Source organism: Rodentibacter mrazii (assembly GCF_001998825.1).
Classification (GTDB): Bacteria; Pseudomonadota; Gammaproteobacteria; order Enterobacterales; family Pasteurellaceae; genus Rodentibacter; species Rodentibacter mrazii.
Window position 1 is genome coordinate 15,805 of sequence record NZ_MLHG01000030.1, and the last position, 12,754, is coordinate 28,558.

9 protein-coding genes and 1 pseudogene are annotated in these 12,754 nt (G+C 40.9%); 7 read left to right on the forward strand and 3 right to left on the reverse strand.

Translation table 11 applies throughout. The annotated features are described in order from the left end of the window. Nucleotides 1-16 precede the first annotated feature (16 nt). Both BKK47_RS05675 and BKK47_RS05680 read right to left on the reverse strand, forming a co-directional pair. Entirely contained in the window at nt 17-3,070 is a 3,054-nt protein-coding gene (locus BKK47_RS05675; protein WP_077493932.1) for a glycoside hydrolase family 2 TIM barrel-domain containing protein, read from the reverse strand. A gap of 12 nt (nt 3,071-3,082) precedes the next feature. After that, on the reverse strand, nt 3,083-4,333 hold the full coding sequence (locus BKK47_RS05680; RefSeq protein WP_077493933.1) for an MFS transporter: 1,251 nt from the start codon (nt 4,331-4,333) through the stop codon (nt 3,083-3,085). Nucleotides 4,334-4,539: 206 nt separating this feature from the next. Here BKK47_RS05680 and BKK47_RS05685 point away from each other — a divergent pair, with 206 nt between their 5' ends. Then, nucleotides 4,540-5,538 carry a LacI family DNA-binding transcriptional regulator gene (locus BKK47_RS05685; RefSeq protein ID WP_077493934.1) on the forward strand — a complete coding sequence of 333 codons (999 nt, stop codon included), beginning with the start codon at nt 4,540-4,542 and terminating at the stop codon, nt 5,536-5,538. A 76-nt stretch (nt 5,539-5,614) separates the two neighbouring features. On the opposite strand, the gene glmU is transcribed toward BKK47_RS05685, so the two are convergent. Beyond that, entirely contained in the window at nt 5,615-6,985 is a 1,371-nt protein-coding gene (gene glmU, locus BKK47_RS05690; protein WP_077493935.1) for a bifunctional UDP-N-acetylglucosamine diphosphorylase/glucosamine-1-phosphate N-acetyltransferase GlmU, read from the reverse strand. A 121-nt stretch (nt 6,986-7,106) separates the two neighbouring features. Here glmU and BKK47_RS05695 point away from each other — a divergent pair, with 121 nt between their 5' ends. The 6 genes and pseudogenes from BKK47_RS05695 to BKK47_RS05720 form a co-directional block, all read left to right on the forward strand. After that, complete coding sequence (locus BKK47_RS05695) at nt 7,107-7,856, forward strand: DeoR/GlpR family DNA-binding transcription regulator (protein WP_077493941.1); 750 nt, start codon at nt 7,107-7,109, stop codon at nt 7,854-7,856. A gap of 228 nt (nt 7,857-8,084) precedes the next feature. Beyond that, nucleotides 8,085-9,854, forward strand: coding sequence for an L-fucose isomerase (gene fucI / locus BKK47_RS05700; protein WP_077493936.1), 1,770 nt, complete (start codon nt 8,085-8,087; stop codon nt 9,852-9,854). Between the two features lie 123 nt (nt 9,855-9,977). Further along, nucleotides 9,978-11,411, forward strand: a complete 1,434-nt coding sequence (gene fucK, locus BKK47_RS05705; RefSeq protein WP_077493937.1) for an L-fuculokinase — start codon at nt 9,978-9,980, stop codon at nt 11,409-11,411. A 10-nt stretch (nt 11,412-11,421) separates the two neighbouring features. After that, nucleotides 11,422-11,856 (forward strand): L-fucose mutarotase, encoded by a 435-nt coding sequence (gene fucU / locus BKK47_RS05710; protein ID WP_077493938.1) that lies wholly within the window; start codon nt 11,422-11,424, stop codon nt 11,854-11,856. Between the two features lie 20 nt (nt 11,857-11,876). Next, nucleotides 11,877-12,524 (forward strand): L-fuculose-phosphate aldolase, encoded by a 648-nt coding sequence (gene fucA, locus BKK47_RS05715; RefSeq protein ID WP_077493939.1) that lies wholly within the window; start codon nt 11,877-11,879, stop codon nt 12,522-12,524. Between the two features lie 45 nt (nt 12,525-12,569). Next, nucleotides 12,570-12,754 (forward strand): annotated as a pseudogene (locus BKK47_RS05720) (L-fucose:H+ symporter permease); the annotation flags it as partial.

The following is a 12,754-nucleotide window of genomic DNA, read 5'->3' on the forward strand; positions in this document are numbered from 1 at the left end:
CGTTTAAGTGGGAAATTTACCCAAAATAGAGATCGAAACGGCAGTGCCATTGTAACTCATTTAAGCGATATTGCGATTTTAGATTCGGACCGCATGAATTGGAGCCGATTCCGCTCATTTTGTAATCTATGCAAAGTACCGTGCTTGTATCTTCCAGTAGTTCATCATTATGGGCTTTCGTTGCCAATTCTTCCTGAGAATAAGGCGAAATGCTAAAACTAAATGGTTGTACGGCAGTGATAAAAATCTTTTGTGTTGCTGACCGCACTTTCACATAAGAACAGGCATAATGACTGCCGTTTTCCTGAGGTTTAAGATAATCCACATGATTTTTTTCCGGTGTTGTGTGGTAAATACCAAGTTGGCAGGCGTGATGTTTATCAATATAGCTTTCTCCATTATGGCTAGGGCTTCCGTAGCCAAAATACTCCGTTTGTTGCATGGCTTTTGGTAAAAAGAAACGCAATCCGAAGCGGGGGAGATAAGGCAAGTGCGGTGTTTTTTGTGCCTGAATTTCCACACTGAGCAAGCCGTTGGTGAAAATGCGATAAATGACATCAAGGGTTAAGATACGTTCCTTTGATATTGCTGTTAAGCCACATAAGGCACGGATTTGTACATGATCATCATTTTGTTTCCACTTAATATCATAAGCTCGGATTTGTACTTGGTGATAACCAGCGGAAACCCATTGGGCTTTGATTAATCGATCATTGTCTATCGGCGCACGCCAGATATTGAAATCCAACGGGCGTTCAATTAATGCTCTACTATTTTCCTCAATGTGGCTGAAAATACCCGAAAGTTTGTCAAGAATATACCGCACTTTGCCATTGTTAATTTCGAGCTGAGTGTTGTTTTCGATGACTTCAAATTTGCCTCGTGTCGCTTTGGGTGTAGAAGTGGACAGTTGTATAATCGTAGGAAATAGATTGATTTGATCCATGCCAAGTTGATGATCTTGAGGGATTAATGCCGACTCTTGTTTTTGATGATAACTTAAATCCAAAAGCCACAAATTGCCGTTATTTTTAGGTAAATCAAGAGGTAAAAGTGCGGTGTGTTTTGGGGCGATTTTGATGTTGTCAAACATTCCTTCACGAATGGTGAGACCATTTTCCGATAAACGATAGTTAATGGTAAGAAAATCCATCGCATCGGTAAAATCCAGATAATTGGTGAGGACGATCTTACCAGCGTTAAGGGAGGCACGGATAGGGCGGTTAACGTTTTTTATTTCCCGCAAACTACTTTGCACTTGGCGATCTGCCGTGACTAAGCCGTCTGCACAAAAATTGCCGTCATTAGGTTTATCCCCAAAATCACCACCGTAACCGAATTTGCCATTAGGCAAATAGGGAGAGTGGTTGCACCATTCCCATACAAAGCCACCACAAGCCCCGGTGTGGCGATGAAAGGCTTGCCAATAATCTTCTGCATCACCGCAGGAATTGCCCATGGCGTGGGTGTACTCACAAAGTAGGAAAGGGCGGTTTTTTGGCGTGCTAAAATAATCGTCTAAGCTTTCCGTTGAACTATACATTTCGCTGTAAAAATCTAATTGGGATATATCATTTTTATGGTTGGAATGCTGATAAATTGAGCCTTCATAATGCACAAGACGACTCTGATCTCGATTTTTTACCCAAGCGGCGGCGGCTTCAAAATTCTCACCATAGCCGGATTCGTTGCCTAACGACCACACAATTACAGAAGGATGGTTTTTATCTCGCTCAATATTGGCAAAAGTGCGGTCTAAAATGGCTTTTTTCCATTGAGGATCGCAGGCTATCAGGCAATAGTTATCAATTATTTGTTGACGGATTCGCTCATATTCAGGCTTGTTTTCCACATTCAAGAAAATACTGTCTTCAGGCTGTGGCACGTGGAGCATAGCTACGCCATGGCTTTCAATATCACTTTCCGAAATCAGATAAAAACCGTATTCATCGCATAATTCGGCAAACCAAGGGGCATTGGGGTAATGAGCAGTGCGAATGGCGTTGAAATTATGTTGTTTCATTAGGCGTAAGTCATTGATTGCTTGTTCACGGCTAATCGCATAGCCGGTTTTAGGATCGCTGTCGTGGCGGTTTACTCCTTTAAATTTAATGGCTTGGTGGTTAAATAAAAGTACGCCGTTTTTTATTTCGATTTGACGAAAACCGATCTTTTGGCAAATCACTTCTGATCCATATTGAATCAATAAGGTGTAAAGTTGTGGTGATTCGGCATGCCATAATGTTACATTATTTACTGTAAATTCTCCTTGCTTATCCTGAGTCTCCTCATCTAATAGTCGGTTACCTTTTGGATCATATAATTGCCAACGAATGTTCCGTTTTTCCGCCATCGGTTCGTTTTTCACAAAAGAAAGATCTACATTTAATACCGCACTTTTTAAGTCTTCCGCCAGTGTGGTACGGATAAAGAAATCTTGTAAATAGTGGAATTCTCTCTCCAATAAATAAACATCACGAAAAATACCGGACATTCGGAATTTATCTTGATCTTCTAAATAACTACCATCACACCATTTTAAGACTAGCACGTGGAAATGGTTTTTCCCTTTGTGTAAAAAAGGCGTAATATCAAATTCCGATGTGCAATGGCTGATTTGCGAATAGCCCACAAATTTTTGATTGATATATAAAAATAAACAGCTATCTACACCCTCAAAATTGAGTAAATAGCGTTTATTTGTTTTTGGGGTAATTTGTAGTGTGCGGTGATATAAACCGCACGGATTTTGCTGTGGCACGAAAGGAGGATCGAAAGGGAAAGGGTAATGAATATTGGTGTAATGATGTTGATCATAGCCGTGATTTTGCCAGTTGGAGGGGACGGGAATGCTGTGTTCAAAAGATATATTGAGCCAATTTTCCGGCAGGTCGTGATAGCTTTTGAAATACGCAAAATCCCAATCACCATTAAGTGCGGTAAAAAATGAGGATTTTTCTCGTGGATTTTTCACCGCACTTTCCTCACTCTGATGAGGGATAAAATAGCAATGATGTGGTGTAGTATTAAGATGCAATATTTGAGGATCTTGGAAATAATTCGGTAGCATAAGCAGCTCCTTTTATACACGTGAATAAGATTGATTTTTTAATGTAAAGGCTGAAATGATGGTAGCGGTTGTCACAATACAGCCTAGGATAAAATAGGTAGTGTGGAAACCGTATTCATCATAAAGTTCGCCGACAAAAGTTGACATCAGCATTGTTGCCATTTGTTTGGCAAAGTGGCAGGCGACCAGATAAATCGTGGCAGAAAAATGAAGCTCAAATACTTGTGTAATGTATTTGAATAATCCAACCAGATAGAACGGCACTTCAAACATATGTAAGGTTTTTAAAATGATAACTTGTAGCGGCGAGGAGGCAAAAGATGAACCGAGAATCCGCACGCTCATAATCGCACCGGCAATTAATAGGGCGTTTTTGGCACCAATTCGGTTAATTAGCAGTGGGACGAAAAACATAATGCAGGCATTGAGCAATTCGCCGCCGGTTGTGACATAGCCGAAAATTTCCGTGCCTAAGGCTTTTGAACTGAAAAATGAGGTGAAGAAGTTGGCAAATTGTTGGTCGAAAATATCATAGATGCAGGCTACGCCCACAACATAGAGTAATAACGCCCAAAATTTTGGTAATTTAAACAGGGCGAAGGCTTGCTTCAAGGTGACGATATGTTGGTTTGCACCCAGTTTATCTGCAATTTCAGCGGAGGAGCTAGTTTCTACTTTGGCAACGCTTAATAATAGAAGCAATAATATCGCACAGCCGGAACCCAACCAAAAGACTAAATTGGGGTTAATATTAAATAAAATACCGACCATAGAAGCACAAATCGCCCAGCCGATCATCCCAAACATTCTTGCTCGCCCATATTCAAACCTGCTGCTGCGGCTAATCCGTTCAATATAGGCTTCCGAAGCGGCACTACCGCCGGCGAAGGCGAATCCCATATAAGCCCCTCCGGCTATCGCACCGAGTACGATATTTTGTTTGAGCAGTGGGCTGAAAATGTAAATAAAGAAAGGGGCAAAAAACAGCAATACAATAGCGATGATCCATAACAGGTTTTTCTTCAATCCCAGTTTATCGGATACATAACCGAAGACCGGCTGAAAACATAAAGCGAAGAATGAAATTGCGGAGAAAACAAGACCGGTTTCCGTTTTATTCAAACCATTAATATCGCTAAGCCAAATAGGCAAAAAGGGATAGCAGGTCGCCATAATAAAAAAGTAAACAAGAAAGTAAGCACTAAAAATCCAATAGTTACGATTTTTAAGATAATAATTTTTGACAAAATGTTGATTTGACATAATCGCATTCCTTTAGTTTTTTTGTATAGTTGAAATGTTAACGTTAACAGCTCATCTTTCAAGCAAATTTTGTTGGATTTGTGATCCTTATCACAAAAATAAAGTTAACGTTAACAATGCGATCAAGTTTTGGCTATAATATTTGCCAAGAGGTTTTTTTAACGCTTATTATTTCAATGACTAAAAAAGATTAGTTCGGGAGGAACATGGCTTCACTTAAAGATGTGGCAAGATTAGCGGAAGTTTCTTTAATGACGGTTTCACGTGCCCTAAACAATCCGGAAAAATTATCACAAAGCACTTTGGACAAGGTTCGTCAAGCGATTGTACAACTTAATTATGTGCCCAACATTGCCGCACAAAATATTCGTTCTGCGGCAAATAATACGATTGGCGTGCTTTCCCTTGGCACTGCAACTACTCCTTTTTCTGTCGAAATTATTTTAGCGATTGAAAAAACGGTACGCGCTCATCATTGGCAATCTTTTGTGATTAATACCTTTGAAAATGATCCGGCTGAATTAGATCTTGCGGTAGAACAACTTCTTTCTCATCATCCTGCCGCTATCATCATTACACGTAATGGCTTGAAAAAAGTCAAGATACACTCGAAACTTCAGCATTTACCTATTGTATTGGCTAATTGTATCAGTGATGATTTACACACAGCTGCTTATATTCCCAATGATTATCTTGGTCAACATCGTATTACGGAACTGATCGTAAAAAAAGGCTATAAACGACCGCTCTTTTTGCATATCCCCAAAAATTATATTGCCACACAAGAACGCAAAAAAGCCTTTGAAGAGGTTTGGTTTCAGCAAGAAAAACCGATGCTGCCAATTCAGTATTTTATGCCTGATGACGGAGAAAACTATTTTGAAGGGGCACAGCCACTCATTGATTTGCTAGAACATCACCCTCAGGAGTTTGACTTTGACGTGATCGTGTGTGGCAATGATCGCATTGCTTTTGTGGCTTATCAACTATTGCTTGCACATGGTTTTCGTATTCCTCAGGATGTGGCGGTGGTCGGTTATGATAACATGGTTGGCGTGAGACATTTATTTATGCCATTGCTCACTACCGTTCAATTACCACATTATGAAATGGGTGAACAAGCGGCGTTACATATTATTCAAAACAGGAAAGATAAAGAGACCCATTGGGTTGATTGTCCATTGATTTTGGGGGAATCCTGTTAATTTTGCCTGTAATAAAGTGGTTCAAAAATCAACCGCACTTACCATAAAAAATCCCACATAAAGTGGGATTTTTTATCTATTTCTTTTTCACCGGGCGTTGCCAGTTTTGAATATGGCGTTGTGGTACGCGGGTAATCACCAATTCATCTTTACCAACATTGCGAGTGATGGTTGAACCTGCGCCGATGGTTGCGCCATCTTCAACCGTAACAGGCGCCACTAATTGTGTATCTGACCCCACGAAAACATTATCACCGATAATGGTTTTAAATTTATTCGCGCCGTCATAATTACAGGTGATCACCCCTGCGCCAATATTACAATTTGAGCCGATTTCACTGTCGCCCACATAGGTTAAATGGTTCACTTTTGAACCTTTACCAACAACGGATTTTTTGATTTCCACAAAGTTACCGACGTGAGTTTCTGCAGCAAGTTCCGCGCCGGGACGTAAACGGGAAAAAGGACCGATTGCCGCTTTTTCGCCAATGGTTGCATCTTCCAATACGGAATAAGGTTTCACTTCCACATCATCTCCGATCACCACATTTTTTAATAGACAACCGGCACCAATTTTTACCCGATTTCCTAACCGCACTTTGCCTTCAATAATCACATTTACATCAATTTCCACGTCTTTACCGTGTTCTAGCGATCCTCGCAAATCGAAACGGGTCGGATCAAATAACATCACACCTTCTAACAATAAGCGTTCAGCTTGTTTATGTTGATAGTAACGTTCAAGTGCGGCTAGCTGTAAACGGTTATTCGCCCCTTCTACTTCCATTCTATCCATCGCTTGAACGGCAACAACTTGATAACCGTCTTGGTTTGCGAGTGCAATTAAATCCGTTAAATAGTATTCGCCTTGTGCATTATTATTGCCGACACGTGCAAGCCATTTTTTGAGGCTTGCTCCATCGGATACCATGACACCGGTATTCACTTCCTGAACTTTTAATTGTTCTGCATTCGCATCTTTTTGTTCCACAATGGCAACGACACGGCCATTTTCACGAATAATACGCCCATAGCCGGTTGGATTGTCGAGCAGCACAGTCAATAAGGCAATGCCGTTTTCCGGTTTTGCTGCGATCAGTTTTTCTAGGGTTTCTTTGGTAATAAGCGGTGCATCACCGTAAAGCACCACAATATTTTCATCGTCTTTAAAAAACGGTGCGGCCTGTTGCACTGCGTGTGCTGTGCCAAGTTGTTCCGTTTGCAGAACCCAATTAACCTTTTCATTGGCAAGGCGTTCACGCATTAATTCACCGCCATGTCCGTAAATTAAATGTACGTTTTCGACCCCTAAAGAATTTGCCGTATCAATCACATGTTTCACCATCGGCTTACCTGCTACCGTATGCAGTACCTTTGGCAAATCCGAGTACATACGTGTCCCTTTTCCTGCCGCCAAAATGACCGCACTTAATGTTTTGTTCATCATAAATTCTCTCTTGTGATCAAAAAGTCGAAACATTTTAGCGTAGAAAGGAAAAGATGATAAGTTGTTTATTTTTTCTAAAAAACTCTATAATGAGACAATTTTTGAGCGATTCGGGGTGAATATGCGTAATAGAGATGACATGATTTTGCAATGGATTAACCAACAAGGAAAAGCCAGTGTGACTGAACTGGCTGAAAAGTGTGAAATATCTGTTGAAACCATCCGACGTGATCTGAATCGACTTGAAAAACGAGGATTACTTTATCGTACCCATGGTGGGGCGATAAGTAATAAAACGACTGATCTTGGCTCTTTTTTTCAGACTCGGCGATATATTAATGCAACGACAAAACGATATATTGCTAAAAATGCGCTTGAATTACTTTATGAAAATGCGGTGATTGGATTAGATGCAAGCTCTACCAGTTGGTATTTTGCGCATTTAATGCCGGATATTCCTTGCACTGTGGTGACTAATTCTATGCTTAATATCAACGCATTGGTTAATAAACCTAATATAAAAACCATTGTTACCGGTGGGGTCTATTCATCAAAATATGAAGCATTTTATGGGCCATTATCAGAATACTTATTACAACGCCTCCATATAAACTTTTCTATTTTTTCTTGTTCCGGTATTGATAATCAAGGAAACATTTGGGAATCCAACGAGTTAAATGCGTCTTTAAAGCGTAAAATGATGGAAGCATCAGAGCATGCTTATCTTTTGGCGGATCATTCCAAATTTGAGAAAAAAAGCCTTATACAATTAACTGAATTGAGTGAAATTAATACTCTTTTTACTGATTCCGATTTATCCGAAACACTTCAGGCATATTGCGAAAAACACGATATTTTGACCGTTTTATAATAAATAATGACCGAATTTACCGTTTGTTAAAAATATAAGCAATAATCGGTCATTATTTTCCCGAAAAAATACCCGATTATTGTGATCCCTTTCACAAATTTGAAATCAACTTCATGTTTCTCCTATTTTCTTTCATTTTTTTATTCAAAAATAATTTCAAGTTAAGCAGATAAACCGCTTATCCGAGATTTCAATATGAATGTTAAAAATGATAGGAGAGACACTATTATGACATCTTTCACCCAAACCAATCGTATTAAAATCGGTATTCGTCCAACCATTGACGGTCGTCGTATGGGCGTACGTGAATCGTTAGAAGATAAAACCATGCGTATGGCAACATCTGTTGCAGACTTGTTACAAACACATATTCGCCATACAGATGGTTCTTTTGTTAGTTGTGTGATTGCCGATACTTGTATCGGTGGCGTTGCTGAAGCCGCGGCTTGTGCGGATAAATTTAAACGTGAAAATGTGGGATTAACCATTACTGTCACCCCTTGCTGGTGCTACGGTTCAGAGACTATTGATATGGATCCGCATATGCCAAAAGCCATTTGGGGATTTAATGGCACTGAACGCCCGGGGGCGGTTTATCTTGCTGCTGCACTTGCAGGTCATTCCCAATTAGGTTTACCGGCATTCTCAATTTATGGTACAGAAGTTCAGGAAGCAGATGACACCGAAATTCCGGAGGATGTAAAAGAAAAACTCTTACGTTTTGTCCGTGCCGGTCTCACCGTAGCAACCATTCGTGGTAAATCTTATTTGTCTATTGGTTCTGTCTCTATGGGGATCGCCGGATCCATTGTGAACCAGCAATTTTTCCAAGAATACCTCGGTATGCGTAATGAATATGTGGATATGACAGAAATTAAACGTCGTTTAGATCGCAAAATTTATGATCAAGAAGAAGTGGACTTAGCACTTTATTGGGTAAAACAATATTGCAAAGAGGGCATTGATGTAAACAGCCCTGAAAACCAACGCAGCGTAGAAGAACGTGCCGAACTTTGGGAAAATGTGGTGAAAATGACCATCATTACTCGTGATTTGATGGTAGGGAATCCGAAATTAGCGAAATTAAATTACGCTGAAGAAGCATTGGGTCATAACGCGATTGCAGCCGGTTTCCAAGGTCAACGTCATTGGACAGATCATTTACCAAACGGCGACTTTATGGAAGCAATGTTGAACTCTACTTATGATTGGAATGGGGTTCGTCCACCCTATATTCTTGCGACTGAAAATGACAGTTTGAATGCGGTATGTATGCTGTTCGGACATCAACTAACCGGTCAAGCACAAATTTTCGCTGACGTACGTACTTACTGGAGTCCGGAATCCGTTGAACGTGTGACCGGTTGGAAACCGGAAAGCGGTTTTATTCATTTAATTAACTCCGGTTCTGCCGCACTTGATGGAACGGGGCAACATCAAGATGAGAATGGCAAACCCACGATTAAACCGGCTTGGCAAGTAACCGAAGAAGACGGCAAACGTTGTTTGGAGAATACCCGTTGGTGTCCGGCGGTACATGAATATTTCCGTGGCGGTGGTTTATCTTCCCAATTTTTAACTAAAGGCGGTATGCCGTTCACTATGCATCGTATCAACCTTATCAAAGGATTAGGGCCGGTATTGCAAATTGCCGAAGGTTGGTCAATTGATTTACCGGAACAAGTACACGAAACTCTCAACAAACGCACAAATGAAACTTGGCCGACAACGTGGTTTGTTCCTCGCCTAACAGGCAAAGGCGCATTCACAGATGTGTATTCCGTCATGGCAAATTGGGGAGCGAACCATTGTGTCGCCACTTATGGTCACGTCGGCGCAGATCTCATTACTTTAGCTTCGATGCTACGTATTCCGGTCTGTATGCACAATATTGAAGACGGCAATATATTCCGTCCAAGTGCTTGGAATGGTTTTGGCCAAGATAAAGAAGGTCAGGACTATCGCGCTTGTGAAAACTTCGGGTCGCTTTATAAATAAGTGATGATTGGCACGTGCTTTGCAACGCGTGCCGCCATTCTCCATCAAAACCCACATTGAAGTGCGGTCAAAAATTCATTTATTTTTTCAACCGCACTTTTTTCTCAATTTTAGGGAGGGCTTATGCCTATCGTACTGATTTTTGATTGTGGTGCGACCAATTTACGTACTATTGCGATGAGTAATAAAGGCGAAATTTTGGCATCCCATCATATTGCGAACAATACCCAACCTGATGTCAAATTCGCTGATTATCATATTTGGGACTTTGAAGAAATCTGGCAAAAGTTATCCGATTGTGCCGCTCACACGATTAACCAATTAAAACAACAATATATTGATCTAAAAGATATTGTTGGCATTTCTGTTACAACATTTGGTGTGGATGGCGCACCATTTGATCATCATGGGCAACAGCTTTATCCGGTTATTTCTTGGAAATGCCCTCGCACAATTCCAGTGATGGAAAACATTGCTAACTTATTAGATATCAAAGCCTTTTACCAACGTAATGGTATTGGTCAATACAGCTTCAACACTTTATTTAAGCTACTTTGGTTGAAAGAACATGAACCGGAAATTTTCCAAAAAATGGATAAGTTTGTGTTCATTTCTTCCATGATAAGCCAACGTTTAACCGGCGAATGGACAACCGATCACACTATGGCGGGTACATCAATGATGACAAATCTCGCTACCGGTGATTGGGATGAAGACATTTTGCAATTGCTTGGGTTAACGTCAAATCATTTTCCGCCAATGCGTCATGCCGGTGAAAAAGTGGGAGATCTTACGACCGCACTTGCCATGCGTTGGGAATTAAATTGTATTCCGGTGATTGCTTGCGGACACGACACGCAATTTGCCGTGTTTGGTTCCGGTGCAGGATTAAATCAACCCGTGTTGAGTTCCGGTACTTGGGAAATTTTAATGGCTCGTACGCAATATGCGCAGCCACAATTTGATTTTATTTCACAAGGGCTAACGACGGAGTTTGATGTTCAACCGAATTGTTTTAATCCTGCTGTGCAATGGGTTGGCTCCGGCATTATGGAATGGCTTGGAAAACTGTTGTTTGCGGATGTCTATGGCACAAGCAAATATTATTCGACGATGATTGCAGAAGCTGTGGCTGCTGGGGAAAGCAGTATCAAAAGTACGGTCGATTTCCAAGGGGTTTTTAGTCAATTTGGACAAGGGAATCTTGTCGGGCTTTCCATGTTTACCTCTCGTAGTGAAATCTATCGCGCGGCACTTTATTACATGGCAAATCAGCTTAAACAAGGGTTGGCGGTACTACAACAGGTGAGTCATTTTAAAGCGGAAAGTTTGATTTGCGTTGGGGGTGGATCAAAAAATCCATTATGGAATCAAATTCGTGCCGATGTTTTAGGTTTACCTATTGATGTAGTCGATGTTGCAGAAACGACAGTATTAGGCGCGGCAATGTTTACTTTTGTCGGTGTTGGCGTTTATGACAACGCGGAAACGGCACAGAAAATTATGCAACCGCAACGCAAACGTATTTACCCTCAGTTTAATTTTGCAAACGAATAGGAGCAATCTAATGTTAAAAGGTATTCATCCGGCAATTTCCCCTGAGTTACTCAAAATTCTTGCCGAAATGGGACATGGTGATGAACTTGTACTTGCCGATGCCCATTTTCCTGCTCACTCGCTTCATCATAATGTCGTGCATGCCGATGGGATTTCTATTGCAACCTTATTAAAAGGTATCGCGCCATTATTTGAATTTGACGCTTATGTCGCGGCACCACTCGTCATGATGCAGGCTGTGCAAGGCGATACGTTGGATCCTAATGTGGAAAAACGCTATTTAGAGGCAATTCAAAGTGCGGTCGATTTTGTGCCGAATCTCACGCGTATCGATCGCTTCGATTTTTATGAGCGTACAAAACATGCTTATGCCGTTGTTATGACTGGCGAAACTGCAAAATACGGCAACATTATTATCAAAAAAGGGGTTACACCCGTTTTATAACAAGTTAGAGGTCACTAAAAATGAATAGAAAAGCACTTTCACAAAAAATTATCGATACCTGCCTTGAAATGACCCGATTGGGCTTAAATCAAGGAACTGCGGGAAATGTCAGTGTACGTTACAAAGACGGTATGCTGATTACCCCCACAGGTATGCCATATCATTTAATAACGCCGGACGATATTGTTTATGTTGATAGTCACGGTAAACACGAAGAGGGAAAGTTGCCTTCCAGTGAATGGCAATTTCATTTAGCCGTCTATCAAGCACGCACCGAAGCCAATGCGGTCGTCCATAATCATTCTCTTCATTGTGCCGGTTTATCCATTCTCGAAAAACCTATTCCGGCTATTCACTATATGGTGGCAGTAGGAGGAACTGACCACATTCCTTGTGTTCCTTATGCAACATTTGGAACCTATGAACTTGCCTCTTATGTGTCGGCGGGCATCAAAAAAAGTAAGGTAATTTTGCTGGCTCACCATGGCTTAATTGCTTGTGGGGAAAACCTTGATAAAGCGTTGTGGCTGGCACAAGAAGTCGAGGTGTTGGCTTCTTGGTATTTGAAACTGCTTGCAACGGGTTTGGAGATTCCACTTTTGAGTCCTGAGCAAATGCAGGTGGTATTAGGCAAGTTCCATACTTATGGATTACGTATTGAAGAATAGCGATTCTTTGTGTTTCTCTCTACTAATTAATAGAAGGAAAATATTATGAGTGCCAAGGTGTTAGAAAAGAAATTTATTGTCCCCTTTATTTTAATCACCAGCTTATTTGCTTTATGGGGATTTGCGAATGATATTACCAATCCGATGGTCGCCGTATTTCAAACCGTGATGGAAATTCCGGCTTCCGAAGCGGCTTTGGTGCAATTTGCATTTTATGGCGGTTACGGCAA

What these genes read in the sequence shown, in the direction of transcription:
- BKK47_RS05675 (WP_077493932.1), bottom strand. Translation starts at nt 3,070, where the DNA reads ATGCTACCGAATTATTTCCAAGATCCTCAAATATTGCATCTTAATACT.
- BKK47_RS05680 (WP_077493933.1), bottom strand. Translation starts at nt 4,333, where the DNA reads ATGTCAAATCAACATTTTGTCAAAAATTATTATCTTAAAAATCGTAAC.
- BKK47_RS05685 (WP_077493934.1), top strand. Translation starts at nt 4,540, where the DNA reads ATGGCTTCACTTAAAGATGTGGCAAGATTAGCGGAAGTTTCTTTAATG.
- glmU (WP_077493935.1), bottom strand. Translation starts at nt 6,985, where the DNA reads ATGATGAACAAAACATTAAGTGCGGTCATTTTGGCGGCAGGAAAAGGG.
- BKK47_RS05695 (WP_077493941.1), top strand. Translation starts at nt 7,107, where the DNA reads ATGCGTAATAGAGATGACATGATTTTGCAATGGATTAACCAACAAGGA.
- fucI (WP_077493936.1), top strand. Translation starts at nt 8,085, where the DNA reads ATGACATCTTTCACCCAAACCAATCGTATTAAAATCGGTATTCGTCCA.
- fucK (WP_077493937.1), top strand. Translation starts at nt 9,978, where the DNA reads ATGCCTATCGTACTGATTTTTGATTGTGGTGCGACCAATTTACGTACT.
- fucU (WP_077493938.1), top strand. Translation starts at nt 11,422, where the DNA reads ATGTTAAAAGGTATTCATCCGGCAATTTCCCCTGAGTTACTCAAAATT.
- fucA (WP_077493939.1), top strand. Translation starts at nt 11,877, where the DNA reads ATGAATAGAAAAGCACTTTCACAAAAAATTATCGATACCTGCCTTGAA.